Genomic DNA, 16,388 nt, shown 5'->3' with positions numbered 1-16,388 from the left:
GGGCAGGGAACCCGGGGTCAGGCCCGGGCGGTGTGCTCGCCCAGGAAGGCGCGCAGGGAGGCGGCGGTGGCCTCGGGCGCCTCCTCGGGCACGTAGTGGTCGCAGTCCAGGCCGTGTCCGCGCAGGTCAGAGGCGTACTCGGACCATGCGCCGGGCACGTCGTAGTGGCGTCCGACGAAGCTGTGGTCGCCCCACAGGAGCAGGACGGGGCACTCCAGTCGGCGCCCCGCGTCCGCCCGGTCGTGTTCGAGGTCGACGGTGGCCGCGGCCCGGTAGTCCTCGCAGGACGCGTGGATGGCGGCGGGGTCGCCGAAGCAGCGCACGTACTCGTCCACGGCCTCGGGGTCGAACGCGGAACCGCCGTGGTGGCGGGCGTTCATACGGGTCCGGACCCAGAACCCGGGGTCCCGCCCGATGAGGTGTTCGGGGATGCCGTGGCCCGCCGTCAGGAAGAACCAGTGGTAGTAGCCCGTGGCGAAGTCCGCGTCGGCGTGCTCGAACGCGTACCGGGTGGGCACCACGTCCAGGGCGGCGAAGGCGGTGACCGACTCGGGGTGGTCGAGCGCCAGCCGGTGTCCGACCCGCGCCCCCCGGTCGTGTCCCACGACGGCGAAGCGGTCGAAGCCCAGCTCACGCATGAGGAGGTACTGGTCCCGGGCCATGGCCCGCTTGGAGTAGGTCAGGTGCCGGGGGTCGGAGGGCGGTTTGTCGCTGTCCCCGTAGCCGCGCAGGTCCGCCAGCACGACGCTGAAACCGTCGGCCAGGAGCGGGGCGACCCGGTGCCAGATCAGGTGGGTCTGGGGGTAGCCGTGCAGGAACAGGACGGGGGGTCCCTCTCCGGCCCGGCGGACGTTGAGGCGCAGCCCCTCGACCTCCACGTCGTGCCGGGTGAAACCGGGGAGAAGTCGGTCGTTCATGTCCTGATCACAGCAGCCCGGCACGGCGCCCGTCCAAGACCGGTTGTCGATAGCGCTGATAGGCACGGCCTATAGGATCGGACAGCGAAGGACGAACCGGGCGGAGGGGTGACGTGGACGTGCGTCAGCTGGAGTACTTCCTCGCCGTCGTCGACCACGGCGGGGTGAACCGCGCCGCGGCCGCCCTCCACCTGTCCCAGCCCTCCCTCTCCCAGGCGATCCGCACGCTGGAACGTGACCTGGGCAGCGACCTCTTCCACCGGATCGGCCGCCGCCTCGTGCTCAGCGACGCCGGACACGCGCTCGTCGAACCCGCCCGCGAGGCCGTGCGCGGACTCGACCTGGCCCGCTCGGCGGTGGAGGCGGTCCGGGGGCTGCGCCGGGGCCGCGTGGACGTGGCCGCCCTGCCCACCCAGTCCATCGAACCCCTCACCGGGCTGGTCGCGGGCTTCACCGAACGCCACCCCGAGGTGTCGGTGTCCATCCGGGGCGCCCTGACCAACCGGGACGCCGTCCAGATGGTCCGCACGGGTGCCTGCGAGCTCGGCGTGGTCGCCACCGACACCCCGCTCCGGGACACCGAGGTGCACGTCCACCCGCTGGTCCGGCAGGCCTTCGTCCTCCTCGCGCCCCGGGGCGGCCCGTTCTCCCCGGGTGCCCCGGTCCCCGTCGACGAGCTGACCGGACACCGCCTGATCGTCGGCCACGAGGGCTCGGGCATGCGCCGGTTCGCCGACCGCCTGCTGGCCGAGGGCCTGGACGCCCACATCGCCGTGGAGAGCGAGCACCGGGTGTCGATCCTGCCGCTGGTCCTGGGCGGTGCGGGGCTGGCCGTGGTCACCGACGCCTGGCGCGGCCTCGCCGAGCAGGCCGGGGTGCTCGTCCTGGACCTGGTCCCCACCGACCACCTGCACGTGGCCCTGATCAGCCGCCGGGGCCCGCTCACCGCCGCCGCCCGGGCCTTCGTCGAGCACGCCGCCGCCCGGGCCTTCGTCGAGCACGCCGCCGCCCGGCCGTGAACCGGGCCGTTCAGCCGGTCATGTCCATCTCCGCGACGACCCTGGTCGGACGCACCCGCACCACCAGCTCACCGGCCACGCCGTTGCGGCGACCGTACTCCTCGGCCAGGTCCGCGCCCATGTACCGGGCGGCGATGGCGGTGGCCGTCCGGAGGAGCTCGCCGGGATCCTCGGACACCTCGGCCACGCCCTGGACCTGGACGAAGCCGTACGGGGGCTCCTCGCGGTCCACCACCAGCGTCAGCCGGGGGTCGCGCGCGAACGCGTGCCCCTTCGCACTGTTCCGGCCGGTGTTGAACACCAGGCCGTCCTCGTCGATGGTGAACCAGATCGGCGCGGCCAGCGGGCGGCCGTCGGAGGCCGTGTAGGCCACCTTGCCCGTGCGCGTGCCGTACAGCAGGAAGTCGCGGACCTCGGGATCAGTCAGGGAGCTCATGGCCCCAAGGTAGGACGCGATCCGCCGCGCCTCCGGCCCGACACGCTCACACCGCTGCGGGGAGACGCCGGGGCAGGGGCCCCACCCGTGGGGCCCGGCGCACCGGTACGTGGGCGTCGGCCCTGGTCGGACCGGAGAACACCGCCTCCAGCGGCAGCCCCAGGGCGTCGGAGACCGCACCCGGCGCGTCCCCCGGCACCGGCTCCAGCACCGGGCGCGCGGCGCCCAGCAGACCGGTGAGCCGGGCCTGGCGGGCCAGGTCGGGGGAGGCCCCCGGGGCGATCCGCACCGGGCTCCCGTCCGCGAGCTCGTAGCCCACGCACCAGCGCAGGTCCCGCCCGAGCCGGGCGGGGGCGTCCGCGTGCGTGACCACCAGCGCGTCCACCCCCGCCGTGGCCTCCAGCGCGTACCGGAGAGCCACCAGGTCCAGGTGGCCCACCCGGAACCCGCCCTGCCACGGGTGCGCGAGGTTGTGCCGGTCGGCCAACCGCTCGGTGAGCCCGGCGTCCTCGGTCACCAGCGGCCCCGCCCCGTGGCGGGTCGCGAAGGTGCGCGTCACCCCGATCCGCCGGGCCCGCCCCGCCATCCCCGCCTCCGCCAGCAGCGCCAGCGGGTTCACGGCGGTGGTCGTGGACCAGGTGGTGTACGGGTGGAAGCCGTGCCACTCGTCCAGCAGCACGCCCTGCGCACCCTCGAAGACCACCGGTGTCCGGGCCAGCAGCCGGGGCAGGTACCGCTCGTCCACCAGCCGGACCCGCTCGGCGAAGGCACGGTAGGCGGCCAGGCACGCGTCCGGGTCGGGCCGGGGCTCCCGATCCGCGCCGCCGCCCCCGTCCTCCGCCTCGGACAGCACCGGCGCCAGCCGCTCCGCCAACCGGTCCAACTTGCGGCGGAGCACCGCCGGGGACGCGCAGTCACCCACGGTGGGCGCGTCCTCCGGGTGCTCCAGGGAGTAGGCCATCGTCTCGCCCACGCCCATCCCGCACGAACCGTGCCGGTCCCGGCCGCGGGCCCGCTCGCGGGCGCGGTTGGCGGCCGCGTGCCAGGGAGTGCTGATCAGCGCGCGCCGGTCCACCGTCACCAGGGAGAGCGGATCCGCCACCCCCAGGGAGGACAGGTGCTCCGCCTCGGCGGCCAACGCGAAGGGGTCCACCACCGCGAACCGGGACAGGTGGGTGGGCACCGGACGGCCCGGGGCGAGCGTGCCCGCCCCGAACTGCGCGAACGTGTGGTGCCGACCGTCCGGGGTCACCACGTTGTGCGCCGCCTGCGCGCCGCCGTTGGCCCGCACCACCGCGCCGTACCCGCCCCCCGAACACAGGAGGTCCACGGTCACGCCCTTGCCCGCGTCGCCGAACCCCAGGTCCACCACGATCGCGTGCTCGCCGGGTCCCGTCCGGTCGTTCACAGCCGGTCCACCCCCGGGCCGTCACCGGCCAGCCCCTCCAGGCCCGAGGAGGTGGCGACCGCTCCGCGCCCGCGAGCCAGCGGCCGCAGGGCCCGGCCCACCACGTCGGCCTGGTCCGATCCGGCGTCGGCCAGGTCCCGCAGCCCCTCCTCCAGGTCGATGGCCTCCTCACCCAGGCCCACCGTGACCGCGATCGTCTCGCAGACCGCGTCGAGGTCGTCCAGCAGGACGAGGTTCTGGCCCAGGTGCCCCTCCCAGAACTCCCGGACCCGGTCGTCCCGGAAGTGGTGGCTGCCGGTCGGCATGAGGAAGTACACCTCGTACTTGCGCCGCAGCTCCTCCAGGATCGCCGGGAGGGTGACGTTCTCGTCGAGGTCGTCACCGATCACGTCCAGGACCTCCCGCGACTTGACCGCGCCGTAGGCCATCTCGTCGCCCACGATGAACAGGTAGCCGCGCCGCCCCCGCTTCTCCAGGCAGTCCAGGGCGGTGTGCCGGGCCATGAAGTACATCGCCAGCTCGTAGGACTCGGTCATCTGACCGCCGCCCCCGCCCTCCAGCAGGATGTTGCCGAGGTCGTCCTCCAGCTCGTTGCCGGACTCGAACTGGCCGACCTGGAGCGGCACGCGGTCACAGGTGGCGTCACCGATCGCGCCGAACAGGATCTGCGGGTCCTCCACGTACCCCCGGCGCAGCAGCAGTCCGAACAGGTCGGGGAGCTTGGCCTGGAGGGCGCGGGGCACGCGCCCCATGGAGCCGGTGACGTCGAAGAGGACCGACACCGCCAGCGAGTTGGGGTGGGCGTCGGAGTCACGGCTCTCACGGACGCCCACGCCGTGCGGGTCGAGCGACGGGTGGGCCCGCCACTGGTCGCGCGGGGCGGTGGTGACGTCGTCGTGGTAGTCGAACCCGCTGCTGCCGGCCGAGGCCTGGTAGGCCCGTCGGGCGTGGTGGGCGTCGGTGGACCAGTTACTGCTTCCCATCGTGGTCTCCTTCTGTTCCTGTGTGGGGGTGGGTCGGGATCTGGGCGGGCATGGAGAAGGGGCGGAACCGGCGCGGGCCGAAGCACCGCTCCAGCGCCTCGTCGACCTCGTCGAGCAGGGCGAACGCGTCCCCGGGCCGCCGGTCGGGGGAGGTCAGCGTGCAACCGCGCGCCAGGGCCCGCAACGGTCCGGGCAGGCGGCCGCCGGTCACGAACTCCACGCACCGGGTGGCCATGTACACGTCGGTGGCGGGCACGGCCGGGCCGCGCCGGGTGACCTCGGGCGGATACGCCTCCTCGCGGTGCGGCACCATCGCGGGCACGTGCGGCGCGGTGCGCGCCTCGGCGAAGGTGACGGAGTAGCACCAGTCCACGAGGACGACACCGTGCGCCTCGGGGTGGACGAGGACGTGTTCGGGGACGACCGCGCCGTGCACGACCCCGGACCGGTGGGCGTTGCCCAGCGCGACCAGCAGGCGCCGCCACATCCACGCGGCGTCGCGCGGGTCGATCCCGTCCGGGTACGCCCGCCGCACCCCGGCCAGGCTGTGGAAGCCGGTCAGGAGGCCCAGGACGTTGCCGCGCCGCTCCACCCCGGTGGCCGCGTCGCGGTGGCGGACCGACTCCACCAGTTCCGGGACGAACGCGCGGTACGCCGCGGCGCCGCGTTCCCTGATCCGGCGCAGCGCGGTGGCCTCGGCCAGGATCAGGTCGTTGTCGCGCGTGGCCCGGGGGAGTTTGAGTACCCCGTCCCGCCAAGGGCCGTCACGGTCGCCCTCCCGCCACCGGACCGGGTGGAGGTCGGCCACGTCGCCGCTGGCCAGAGCCCCGCCCCGGCTGACGTGGTAGGCACGCTTCCGGGTCACCAGGGTGAGGTCGTCGAGTCCCAGGTCCCCTTCGGCGGCCAGCCGGTAGCGCCGCCAGGCCTCGGTGAGCCCGGAGAACCCGGCCGCGGCCTCGGCCGTACGGGTGGCGGGAGCGGTGTCCGGGTGGAGCAGCCGGGCCAGGCGCCGGTACGCGGCCGTGGCGGCCGGGGGGACCGCCCCGCCGTCGACGGGCAGGGGGCCGAACAGCGCGCCGGGGTCGGCCGCGAGGGCGAGGTCGCGCAGGGCGGAGTCGAATCCGTCATGGGGGTGTCGCTCCTGGTCCATCCTTCTCCCTTCCGAGGGTGTGGCCCGGCGAGTGTTCACCGGTCCGGGCTCACTGGGCGCCGCGCAGCAGCGGCGGGTGGAGGAGGGCCGCGCCGCCCGCCCGGTACAGCCGGGCACGGCGCCCGCCCCCCGCGCCCCCGCGCTCGGCCAGCTCCCCGGTGTCCTCCACGAACCCCGGGGTGGCCTGGATCTTGCGGTGGAAGTTGGCGGCGTGCAGGGTGCGCCCCCACACCGCCTCGTACACGCCGCGCAGTGCGGAGACGGTGAAGGTGGGGGGGAGGAAGGCGGCGGCCAGGGCGGTGTACTCCAGCTTGGAACGGGCGCGCTCGACCGCGTCACCGAGGACGCGCGTGTGGTCGAAGGCGAGGTCGTGCCGCTCCTGGGAACCGTCTCCGTGGCCGAGCGCGGTCCACGGCACCCAGGCGGCCTCGGCCGTGTCGCGGCCGGTGTGCGGGTCGGGCAGGTCGGGGGCGAGCACCATGTACGCCACCGAGACCACCCGCATGCGCGGGTCCCGGTCGATCGCGCCGTAGGTGCCGAGCTGTTCGAGGTGGAGCTCGGCGGGCAGCGGGGTCTTCTCCGTGAGCACGCGCAGGGCGGCGTCGGGCAGGTCGCGGTCGGCCGGGCCCCGCGGACCGTCCTCGGCCCGGACGAACCCGCCGGGCAGGGCCCACCGTCCGAGCTGGGGCTGTCGGGTGCGTCGGCCGAGCAGGACGTGGGGGAGGCCGTCGCGGATGGTCATCGCCACCACGTCCACGGTGACGGCGACGGGCGCGAAGGCGTGCGGGTCGTAGCCGTCGAGGTACCTGCGCTCGTCGGCCGCGTCGTAGCGGTCCGTCCCCGCGCCCGTCGGCTCGTCGATCCCCTCGGACACTGCTTCCCCCAAGTTGTTCTCATTCTGAGTTTTTCTCGATGTGAGTTGAACTTAGCACCGACCGGTCCGTCCGTCCACCCCCCGAGTCCACGGGCCGACACGCCGCCCGTGGCGGACGATCCCGTCGGAGCCCGCCGCTAGCATGGTGCGAACGGACGTTCGAGAACGGCGTCCGCGAGACGGTCGAACGAAGGAGCGGGTGGGGACGTGCGCGTGCTGGGGATCGACCCGGGGCTGACCCGCTGCGGGGTCGGGGCCGTGGAGGGCGCCATCGGCCGCCCCCTGCGCCTCCTGGCGGCCGACGCCATCCGCACCAGCCCCGACACCCCGCTCCCGCAGCGCCTGGTGGAGGTCGAGCGCGGCATCGAGGAGTGGCTGGACACCTACGAACCGGACGCCGTCGCCGTCGAACGCGTCTTCGCCCAGCACAACCTCAGCACCGTCATGGGCACCGCCCAGGCCAGCGGCATCGCCCTGGTCTGCGCCGCCCGACGGGGCCTCCCCGTGGCCACCCACACCCCCAGCGAGGCCAAGGCCGCCATCACCGGCAGCGGCCGCGCCGACAAGAAACAGGTCGGCGGCATGGTGGCGCGTATCCTCGGACTCGACGGGCCGCCGAAACCGGCCGACGCCGCGGACGCCGTGGCCCTGGCCATCTGCCACATCTGGCGCGGCGGGGCCCAGGCCCGGGTCGCCCAGGCCCAACAGGACTTCGCCCGCAAGGTGGAACTGGCCCGCCGCACACGCGGACGCTAGCCCCCGAGCGGCGACCGCCACAGGCAGCAGCACCCCCAGGAAGGAGACGGGCACCCCTCCCGGTGCCCCACACGAGATGATCGCGTTCCTCACCGGCCGGGTGGCCGCACGCGGCGCGGCCAGCGCCGTGATCGACGTCGGCGGGGTCGGCATGACCGTCCAGTGCACCCCCTCCGCACTCTCCCGACTCCACGTGGGGGAGGAGGGCACCGTCGCCACCAGCCTCGTCGTCCGCGAGGACTCGCTCACCCTTTTCGGGTTCGCCGACGATGACGAGCGGAACCTCTTCGAACAGGTGCAGACCGCCTCCGGCATCGGACCCCGCATCGCCCTGGCCATGCTCGCCGTGCACAGCCCCGACAGCCTCCGCCAGGCCGTGGCCACCGAGGACACCACGGCCCTGACCCGCGTGCCCGGCATCGGCAAGAAGGGCGCCCAGCGCATCGTCCTGGAACTGCGCGGCAAGCTCGACGCCCCGGTCATGACCGACGGCACCCTGCCGCCCGCCGACGGACCCCAGGGCATGGAACCCCACGGGGCCTGGCGCGGACAGGTCGTCTCCGGCCTGGTCAACCTCGGCTGGTCCAGCAAGGACGCCGAGGCCGCGGCCGCCGCCGTGGCCGCCGAGGCTGAGGACACCAACGACGTCACCGTGCTGCTGCGCAGCGCCCTGCGCAGGCTCAGCCGCGCCTAGCCCCCAACGGGAACCGGAGGGAGAACACCCGTGTACGAGCGTGACGCCGTCTCACCCGAGGCCGACGTCGAGGAACACCAGATCGAGGGTGCGCTGCGCCCGAGGAACCTGGACGAGTTCGTCGGCCAGCACCGGGTGCGCGAACAGCTCTCCCTGGTCCTGCACAGCGCCCAGCGCCGGGGGCGCGCCCCCGACCACATCCTCATGTCCGGCGGCCCGGGCCTGGGCAAGACCACCCTGGCCATGATCATCGCCGCCGAACTCGGGGCGCCCCTGCGCATCACCTCGGGCCCGGCCATCGAACGCTCCGGCGACCTGGCCGCCGTGCTCTCCACCCTCCAGGAGGGAGAGGTCCTCTTCCTCGACGAGATCCACCGCATGGCCCGCCCCGCGGAGGAGATGCTCTACGTCGCCATGGAGGACTACCGGGTGGACGTCGTGGTCGGTAAGGGGCCCGGCGCCACCGCCATCCCGCTCGACATCGCCCCGTTCACCCTGGTCGGGGCGACCACCCGCGCGGGCATGCTCCCGGCACCGCTGCGCGACCGCTTCGGCTTCACCGCGCACATGGACTTCTACGAGCCCGACGAGCTGGAACAGATCCTGCACCGCTCCGCCGGGCTCCTCGGCGCCCCGCTGGAGGGCGACGCGGCCCGCGAGATCGCCGGTCGCTCGCGCGGCACCCCCCGGATCGCCAACCGCCTGCTGCGCCGCGTACGTGACTACGCGGAGGTGCGCGGAGGCGGGCACCTCACCCTGGGCAACGCCCGGGCCGCCCTGGAGCTGTACGAGGTGGACGCCCTGGGGCTGGACCGCCTGGACCGGGCCATCCTGGACGTGCTCATGAACCGCTTCCGGGGCGGGCCGGTGGGGCTGTCCACGCTCGCCGTGTCCGTGGGCGAGGAGGCCGAGACGGTGGAGGTGGTCGCGGAGCCCTTCCTGGTCCGCTCCGGCTTCCTCGCCCGGACCCCGCGCGGCCGCGTGGCGACCCCGATGGCCTGGGCGCACATGGGGATCACCCCGCCGCCGGACGCCGCCTTCGGCGCCGCTGCCGACCCGGCCGCCAACGGCGCCGGGAGGGCCGGTCAGGGCACCCCGGCCCCCTGACCGGGGCGGGAGGCCTCCCCGCGGGTCCCCGCCGCGGCGCGTGGGGGCGCGTGCGCGAACCGGGTCCGAACCGTTAGCGCTCCGACCCCGGGCGGTGGGTCGCCGGTGACCGGCGCCACGTAAACTGTGTCGAACCAGCCACGACGGGGCAGCGTCCCCGTTCTGGCGTCGTCGGACACCGGCGGAACGAGTTGGCTCCCCCGAGCGTTGTAGGCATCGGGTACGACTCCGGCCGCCGAGGTCGGTCGGCCCGAGAAGGTGGTCGTCGCGGTGTCCGAACCGGCAGACGTCGGCCACACGAAACGTCAGGAAGGACGCCCCCGTGCAGGGCATTTACACTCTCGCCGACGCGGCCCAGCAGGAGGGCAGCATCTTCAGCATGATGCTCCCGTTCGTGCTGATCCTCCTGGTCTTCTGGCTCCTCTTCTGGCGCCCGAACCAGAAGCGCCGCCAGCAGGAGACGCAGATGCAGAGCTCCCTGGTCCCCGGCGTCGAGGTCATGACCAAGGCGGGCATCTTCGCCACCGTGGTGGAGATCCACGACCAGGACGTGCTGCTGGAGATCTCCCCGGGCACCCGCATCCGGATGCTCAAGGCCGGTGTCGGCGAGGTCATCACGCCCGCCGCCGACGACACCCCGGTCGAGGACCGTCCCGACTTCGGCGACGACGACAAGCCCAAGGGATAACACCGGGCCGGGCCGTGCCCCGGCTCGCCACAGACTTCGGTACCGGCCCCCTCCCGGGGCCGGTACCGCTGTGTCCCGGCCACCTCCGCCCGCAGTTCCGCCAGACCGGACCCACCACAGAAGGCCCCGCCACCCATGTCCCACGACACCGCGACCCCGGACGTCCCGGACGCCGCCGACCTCGACCTGATTAGGGCCCACGTCCGCGACGTCCCGGACTTCCCGCACCCGGGCATCCTGTTCAAGGACATCACGCCCCTGCTCAACCACCCGGAGGCGTTCGCCGTCGCGGTGCGGGCCCTGGCCGCGCCGTTCCTCGACAGCGGGATCGACCATGTCGTCGGACTGGAGGCGCGCGGGTTCATCTTCGGCGCCCCCGTCGCCATGGCACTGGACGCGGGCTTCGTTCCGGCGCGCAAAGCCGGGAAACTGCCCTCGGAGACCATCGACCAGGCCTATGATCTGGAGTACGGCACCGCGACCGTCGAGATCCACGCCGACGCGATCACCCCGGGCGGCCGTGTGCTCATCGTCGACGACGTCCTCGCGACCGGCGGGACCGGCAGGGCCGCGGTGGACCTGGTCCGCAAGGCGGGTGGTACGGTCGTGGGATTCTCCGTCCTGATGGAGCTCTCCGCACTGCGGGGGCGGGAGAAGATGCCCGACGTGGAGCCGCGCACCCTCCTTTCGGTCTGAGGCCGACCTCGCCTGACTGTCGCCCCCCCACGGGGGAATACCTCGACAGTTCGTCCTTGTTGACGTACTCCAGCACTCGGTGTGACGCACCTGGTGATCTGCGTCACCAGGCGTACCTACGAGTCGGTACCGGGGACACGAGGCGCCTGACCGCTCCCCGCGCAGGTGGGGAGTGGTCCCCACTAGACTGGCGGGCGAGGGGACCGCGGCGGCCGCGTCAACGACTGGCCCTGATGACACGCACGTGCACCGGAGGCGAGCCGGACGGCGACGTCGGCTCCACCGGGAGGAACCGCGGGAGGTAGGCATGCCAAGCGAAGTGGTCTCGACCGGGGCTGTGTCCGATCAGGGGTCGGGCGGGCAGACCCCCGAGACGCGGACGGCCGCCACCCCCCAGGAAGAAGCCACCACCACGCGGTCGGAGCGTGCGCAGGGCACCGACAGACCACAGAAGGACCGCCCGGAGGGCGCCGCGCGTGACGCGGCGCCCTCCGACGTCTCGGGGCCGGGTGCCCCGGGGGGTCAGGCGGCCACCACACCCTCCACCGTGCGAGTACGCCGAAGGCTCGCCCGACTCGGGGCCCAGCGGGGAGTGACGATGAACCCGGTGCTCGAACCACTGATCAAGACCGTGCGCGCCACCCATCCCAAGGTGGACGTGCGGCTGATCGAACGCGCCTACGAGGTCGCGGCCCACCATCATCGCCACCAGAAACGCAAGAGCGGCGACCCCTACATCACGCACCCCCTCGCCGTGGCCACCATCCTCGCGGAGCTCGGCATGCAGGAGGCCACCCTGGCCGCCGCCCTCCTGCACGACACCGTCGAGGACACCGACTACTCCCTCGACGAGCTGCGCGCCGACTTCGGTGACGAGATCGCGGAGCTGGTCGACGGCGTCACCAAGCTGGACAAGGTCAAGTACGGCGAGGCCACCCAGGCCGAGACGGTCCGCAAGATGGTCGTGGCGATGGCCCGCGACATCCGCGTGCTGGTCATCAAGCTGTGCGACCGCCTGCACAACATGCGCACCCTGCGCTACCTCCCGGCCCGGGCCAAGCGGGAGAAGAAGGCCCGCGAGACCCTGGAGATCTTCGCTCCGCTCGCCCACCGCCTGGGCATGAACACCATCAAGTGGGAGCTGGAGGACCTGGCCTTCGCCACCCTCTACCCCAAGCGCTTCGACGAGATCGCCCGCCTGGTCTCCGAGCGGGCCCCCCGCCGCGACGTGTACCTCCAGGAGGTCATCGAGGCGGTCTCGGCCGACCTGCGCGAGTCCAAGCTCAAGGCGACCGTGCGTGGCCGACCCAAGCACTACTACTCGATCTACCAGAAGATGATCGCCCGCAACGTGGGCTTCGACGAGATCTACGACCTCATCGCGGTGCGGGTCCTGGTGGACAGCGTCCGGGACTGCTACGCGGCCCTGGGCACGATCCACGCGCGGTGGAACCCGGTCCCCGGCCGGTTCAAGGACTACATCGCGATGCCGAAGTTCAACATGTACCAGTCGTTGCACACGACGGTCATCGGCCCCTCCGGCAACCCGGTCGAGCTCCAGATCCGCACCCGCGCGATGCACCGCCGCGCCGAGTACGGCATCGCCGCGCACTGGAAGTACAAGGAGGACCGCAACTCCTCCGGTGCCGAGGCCAAGCCCAAGGGCACCACCGACATGCAGTGGCTGCGCCAGCTCATCGACTGGCAGCAGGAGACCAAGGACCCGGGCGAGTTCCTGGAGTCGCTGCGCTTCGACCTGTCCGTGCAGGAGGTGTTCGTCTTCACCCCGGGCGGCGACGTCATCTCCCTGCCGCAGGGCGCCACGGCGGTCGACTTCGCGTACGCCGTGCACACCGAGGTCGGCCACCGCACCGTGGGCGCCCGGATCAACGGACGCCTGGTGCCGCTGGAGAACGAGCTGCACAACGGCGAGACCGTGGAGATCCTCACCTCCAAGGACCCCGACGCCGGGCCCAGCCGCGACTGGCTCAACTTCGTCAAGAGCGCGCGCGCCCGCAACAAGATCCGGCACTGGTTCACCAAGGAACGCCGCGAGGCCGCGATCGAGCAGGGCAAGGACGAGATCGCCAAGTACATGCGCAAGCAGGAGCTGCCGGTCAAGCGCCTGTTCAACGGGGAGGCCATCATCGCCCTCGCCCGCGACCTGCGCTATCCGGACGTCGACTCCCTGTACGCGGCCGTGGGCGAACGCCAGGTCAGCGCGCAGAGCGTGGTGGGCAAGCTCGTGGAGTCCATGGGCGGGCTGGACAGCCACGCGGAGGACCTCGCGGAGTCCTCACTGCCGACCAAGGTGGCGACCAGCCGCCAGCGCGCGGGCAACCCGGGCGTGGTCGTGGCCGGAGGCGACGCCGACGTGTGGGCGCGCCTGTCCAAGTGTTGTACGCCCGTGCCCGGTGACGAGATCGTGGGCTTCGTGACCCGGGGCAACGGGGTCTCGGTGCACCGCGCGGACTGCGTCAACGCCGCGAGCCTGGACCGCGAGCGCATGGTGGACGTCGAGTGGCGCCCCACCGAGGACTCGATGTTCCTGGTGGCGCTGCACGTGGAGGCCCTGGACCGCTCCCGTCTGCTGTCCGACATCACCCGGGTGCTCTCCGACCAGCACGTGAACATCCTGTCCGCGACGGTGCAGACCAGCCGGGACCGGGTGGCGCAGAGCCGCTTCACCTTCGAGATGGCCGACCCCACGCACCTGGGCAGCGTGCTGCGCGCGGTCCGCGGGGTCGACGGCGTCTACGACGTCTTCCGCGTCCGCAACTGACCCGCGGCCGCCCCGCGAGGGCGGTGCGGCCCGGAAAACCGGTGGAGCGGGGAGGTCCCGGGAGCTAACGTGCCTGGGACCACTCCGAGGGAAGGCAGCCCCCCATGCTCCACATCCGTCCGCTCCGCCCCGAAGACGGGCGTTCCCTGGAGGCGCTGGCCCAGCGCCTGTGGCCGACGGCCCCGCACCCGGGCGGGCTCGGCTGGCAGCTGGCCACCGAGGAGTTCACCGGTGGGAACGCGGCCGTGGCCGAACGGGACGGTGAGATCGCGGGCTGGGCCGTGATCGAAGGGCCCGACGCCCTGCGTGCGCTGGCCACCGTCTCGGCCGTGGGTGCCTCCCGCGATCCGGAGGCCGGGGCCGCGCTCCTGGACTGGGCTCTGACCCGAACCGGTGACGCCGCCGTGGAGCTCCTGGCCTTCGAGGGGGACACCGTGCTCCGCGACCTCGCGGAGAAGGCCGGTTTCGCCCTCGGGAAGGACAACACCTTCGGTGAGTGGATGGGCCGCGCCGCCACCGAGGAGGAGATCCGCCTCCCCGACGGGTACCGGATCCGCCCCGTCCGTGAGGACGAGGAGGAGGCCCGCGTGGCGTGTCACCGCACCGCCTGGAAGCCCTCCGACCTCCCCTGGCCCGAGCGTGTGGGCACGGTGAACCCGGACCTGACCAGCCGGTTCAGCCGGGAACGGTACGACAGCACCCGCGCCGCGCTGCTGTACGACCGCGAACTCGACCTGGTGGTGGAGGCCCCCGACGGCTCGCTGGCCGCCTGCTGCGTCGTCTGGTGGGACCCGGAGAACCGCTGCTCGGAGATCGAACCCCTCGGCGTGGTCCCCGCGCACCGGCGCCGGGGCCTGGCCGTCGCGCTCGCCCTCACGGCGTGCGCCCTGACCGCGCGTCGGGGCGGCGACCGGGTGTACATCAACACCACACCGAACGAGGCCTACCCGACCCCGGCCATGACCTACGCGACCGTGGGCTACACAACGCTCGACCGGGGCACGGCCCTGCTGCGCCCCGCGCGCTGAGCCCCCACGGCGGAGCCCCGGCCACCCGCTTCGGGTGACCGGGGCTCCGTGCGCGGTACTACAGACGGATCGTCGTGGACCGCACGATCTGGAAGACCGGGTGCCGGTCGGCCTCGGCCTCGAACGCCTGCTCCGGGGCCTCCGGAGGAGCGTCGAAGTACGGGCCGACGACCGCGGACCGGGGGTTGTCCAGGTACTCCTTGAGTACCGGAGCCGCCTCGGCCGGGCCCAGCTCCCGCACGCTCACCAGCTCGATCCAGCCGCCCTGGCGCAGGGTCGCGAAACCGTCCTTGCGGATGTTGCGCACCCAGTCGACCTCCCCGTACGGGGAGACCAGGTACCGGCCGCTCTCACTGTCCAGGACACTGAGCGGGATGGTGCGCAGGAAACCGGAGGTGCGCCCACGCGTGGTGAGCAGGTGCAGCTCCGGCGGGCAGGCCCCGTACTTGACGAAGCCGCTGACGAAGGCGTTGGCGGTCCGCCGCAGTTTCGTCATCTCGAACCGCTTCGTCGGTTCGTTCACCATCTTCGGCAACTCCCTCGATCGGATGCTCCCATTGTGATGGTTTCCGGCGACCGATGGCACCCGTGGGCGCGCCCCCGGTCTAGCGGAACGCCGAGACGCCGGTCACGGACTGGCCGATGCTCAGCGCGTGGATCTCCTCCGTGCCCTCGTACGTGGCCACGGTCTCCAGGTTCACCATGTGCCGCATCACCGGGTACTCCAGGGTGATCCCGTTGGCGCCGTGGATGCCGCGCGCCGTCCGGGCCACCCTCTGGGCCGCCGCCACGTTCGCGAACTTGCCGAAGCTCACGTGGTTGTGGTGGCAGTTCCCCTCGTCCTTGAGGCGACCGATCCGCAGCGCCGTCATCGCGGCGTGGTTGACGTCCACGACCATGTCGGCCAGCTTGCGCTGGGTGAGCTGGAACCCGCCGATCGGCCTGCCGAACTGCTCCCGCGTCCTCGCGTAGTCCAGGGACGCCTCGTAGCAGGCGCGGGCGGCGCCGGCCACGCCCCACACGATCCCGTAGCGGGCCTCGTTCAGGCAGGAGAGCGGGGAGCCGAGACCCTTCGACCCGGGCATGACGGCGTCGGCGGGCAGCCGCACGTCCTCCAGGACCAGCTCGGAGGTGATCGAGGCGCGCAGCGACAGCTTCCTGTGGATCACGTTGGCGGAGAACCCGGGGGTGTCCGTGGGCACCACGAAGCCGCGGATGCCGTCCTCGGTGGCGGCCCACACCACGGCGACGTCCGCGACCGAGCCGTTGGTGATCCACATCTTGGTGCCGTTGAGGACCCAGTCCGACCCGTCGCGGCGGGCGCGCGTGCGCATGGAGCCGGGGTCGGAGCCGGAGTCGGGCTCGGTCAGCCCGAAGCAGCCGATCGCGTCACCGGCGGCCATCCTCGGCAGCCACTCGTTCTTGTGCTCCTCCGAGCCGAACTTGTGGATGGCGGCCATGGCCAGCGAGCCCTGCACGGACACGAAGCTCCGCAGCCCCGAGTCCACGGCCTCCAGCTCCCTGCAGGCCAGGCCGTAGGCGACCGCGCTGGAGCCGCCGCAGCCGTACCCGTCCAGGTGCATGCCGAGCACGCCGAGGTCACCGAAGGCCTTGGCCAGACCGCGCGGGTCCGGGAGGGTTCCGGCCTCGAACCAGTCGGCCACGTTGGGCAGGAGCTCACGGGTGGAGAACTCGCGGACGGCGTCGCGGATGTCGCGCTCGGTGTCGGAGAGCTCGGCGTCCACCGCCAGGAAGTCGAGGGGGTCGGGGGCGGCGGCCCTGCGCTGGGAGTCGCTCATGGTGGGTGTCCCTTCGTGGTGCTTGCGTGTGCGGGGTCGGTGCCGGGGCGG

16 protein-coding genes are annotated in these 16,388 nt (G+C 72.9%); 8 read left to right on the top strand and 8 right to left on the bottom strand.

The window, feature by feature from the left end:
* Positions 1–17: 17 nt before the first annotated feature.
* Positions 18–917, bottom strand: coding sequence for an alpha/beta fold hydrolase (locus AC0VYL_RS19045; RefSeq protein WP_475454645.1), 900 nt, complete (start codon positions 915–917; stop codon positions 18–20).
* Between the two features lie 113 nt (positions 918–1,030).
* Here AC0VYL_RS19045 and AC0VYL_RS19040 point away from each other — a divergent pair, with 113 nt between their 5' ends.
* Positions 1,031–1,936, top strand: a complete 906-nt coding sequence (locus AC0VYL_RS19040) for a LysR family transcriptional regulator (protein WP_475481032.1) — start codon at positions 1,031–1,033, stop codon at positions 1,934–1,936.
* A 10-nt stretch (positions 1,937–1,946) separates the two neighbouring features.
* Here AC0VYL_RS19040 and AC0VYL_RS19035 read toward each other — a convergent pair whose 3' ends face one another.
* Genes AC0VYL_RS19035 through AC0VYL_RS19015 form a run of 5 tightly spaced genes read right to left on the bottom strand, consistent with a single transcriptional unit; the run spans position 1,947 to position 6,787 of the window.
* Entirely contained in the window at positions 1,947–2,372 is a 426-nt protein-coding gene (locus tag AC0VYL_RS19035; RefSeq protein WP_475454641.1) for a PPOX class F420-dependent oxidoreductase, read from the bottom strand.
* Between the two features lie 46 nt (positions 2,373–2,418).
* Positions 2,419–3,780 carry an adenylosuccinate synthetase gene (locus AC0VYL_RS19030; RefSeq protein WP_475454639.1) on the bottom strand — a complete coding sequence of 454 codons (1,362 nt, stop codon included), beginning with the start codon at positions 3,778–3,780 and terminating at the stop codon, positions 2,419–2,421.
* On the bottom strand, positions 3,777–4,763 hold the full coding sequence (locus tag AC0VYL_RS19025; RefSeq protein WP_475481031.1) for a hypothetical protein: 987 nt from the start codon (positions 4,761–4,763) through the stop codon (positions 3,777–3,779). The genes AC0VYL_RS19030 and AC0VYL_RS19025 overlap by 4 nt, the downstream gene beginning before the upstream one ends.
* Positions 4,750–5,913, bottom strand: a complete 1,164-nt coding sequence (locus AC0VYL_RS19020; RefSeq protein WP_475454635.1) for a molecular chaperone DnaJ — start codon at positions 5,911–5,913, stop codon at positions 4,750–4,752. The genes AC0VYL_RS19025 and AC0VYL_RS19020 overlap by 14 nt, the downstream gene beginning before the upstream one ends.
* Positions 5,914–5,962: 49 nt before the next feature.
* The gene (locus AC0VYL_RS19015) at positions 5,963–6,787 is read right to left on the bottom strand and encodes an NUDIX hydrolase (RefSeq protein ID WP_475483539.1); all 825 of its coding nucleotides are present in this window, start codon (positions 6,785–6,787) and stop codon (positions 5,963–5,965) included.
* A gap of 207 nt (positions 6,788–6,994) precedes the next feature.
* On the opposite strand from AC0VYL_RS19015, the gene ruvC reads away from it, so the two are divergent.
* From ruvC to AC0VYL_RS18980, 7 genes are all read left to right on the top strand, one after another.
* Positions 6,995–7,543, top strand: coding sequence for a crossover junction endodeoxyribonuclease RuvC (ruvC, locus tag AC0VYL_RS19010; protein ID WP_431870338.1), 549 nt, complete (start codon positions 6,995–6,997; stop codon positions 7,541–7,543).
* A 76-nt stretch (positions 7,544–7,619) separates the two neighbouring features.
* The gene (ruvA, locus tag AC0VYL_RS19005; RefSeq protein ID WP_475454632.1) at positions 7,620–8,237 is read left to right on the top strand and encodes a Holliday junction branch migration protein RuvA; all 618 of its coding nucleotides are present in this window, start codon (positions 7,620–7,622) and stop codon (positions 8,235–8,237) included.
* Between the two features lie 30 nt (positions 8,238–8,267).
* A complete protein-coding gene (ruvB, locus tag AC0VYL_RS19000) occupies positions 8,268–9,344 on the top strand; it encodes a Holliday junction branch migration DNA helicase RuvB (RefSeq protein ID WP_475454630.1) in 1,077 nt (358 codons plus the stop codon).
* A 322-nt stretch (positions 9,345–9,666) separates the two neighbouring features.
* Complete coding sequence (gene yajC, locus AC0VYL_RS18995; protein WP_017546174.1) at positions 9,667–10,032, top strand: preprotein translocase subunit YajC; 366 nt, start codon at positions 9,667–9,669, stop codon at positions 10,030–10,032.
* A 135-nt stretch (positions 10,033–10,167) separates the two neighbouring features.
* Complete coding sequence (locus AC0VYL_RS18990; protein ID WP_475454628.1) at positions 10,168–10,728, top strand: adenine phosphoribosyltransferase; 561 nt, start codon at positions 10,168–10,170, stop codon at positions 10,726–10,728.
* 598 nt (positions 10,729–11,326) lie between these two features.
* Positions 11,327–13,510 carry a RelA/SpoT family protein gene (locus tag AC0VYL_RS18985; RefSeq protein ID WP_475454626.1) on the top strand — a complete coding sequence of 728 codons (2,184 nt, stop codon included), beginning with the start codon at positions 11,327–11,329 and terminating at the stop codon, positions 13,508–13,510.
* Positions 13,511–13,614: 104 nt separating this feature from the next.
* On the top strand, positions 13,615–14,538 hold the full coding sequence (locus AC0VYL_RS18980) for a GNAT family N-acetyltransferase (RefSeq protein ID WP_475454624.1): 924 nt from the start codon (positions 13,615–13,617) through the stop codon (positions 14,536–14,538).
* 58 nt (positions 14,539–14,596) lie between these two features.
* Here AC0VYL_RS18980 and AC0VYL_RS18975 read toward each other — a convergent pair whose 3' ends face one another.
* Together AC0VYL_RS18975 and AC0VYL_RS18970 are read right to left on the bottom strand one after the other, a co-directional pair.
* On the bottom strand, positions 14,597–15,064 hold the full coding sequence (locus AC0VYL_RS18975) for a nitroreductase/quinone reductase family protein (protein ID WP_378741296.1): 468 nt from the start codon (positions 15,062–15,064) through the stop codon (positions 14,597–14,599).
* 79 nt (positions 15,065–15,143) lie between these two features.
* Complete coding sequence (locus AC0VYL_RS18970) at positions 15,144–16,337, bottom strand: acyl-CoA dehydrogenase family protein (RefSeq protein ID WP_475454622.1); 1,194 nt, start codon at positions 16,335–16,337, stop codon at positions 15,144–15,146.
* Positions 16,338–16,388: the final 51 nt, after the last annotated feature.

This window comes from Nocardiopsis sp. iso_238 (genome assembly GCF_056173325.1).
Note: the sequence above shows the minus strand (reverse complement) of the source record. Positions and strands in the feature narration are given on the sequence as shown.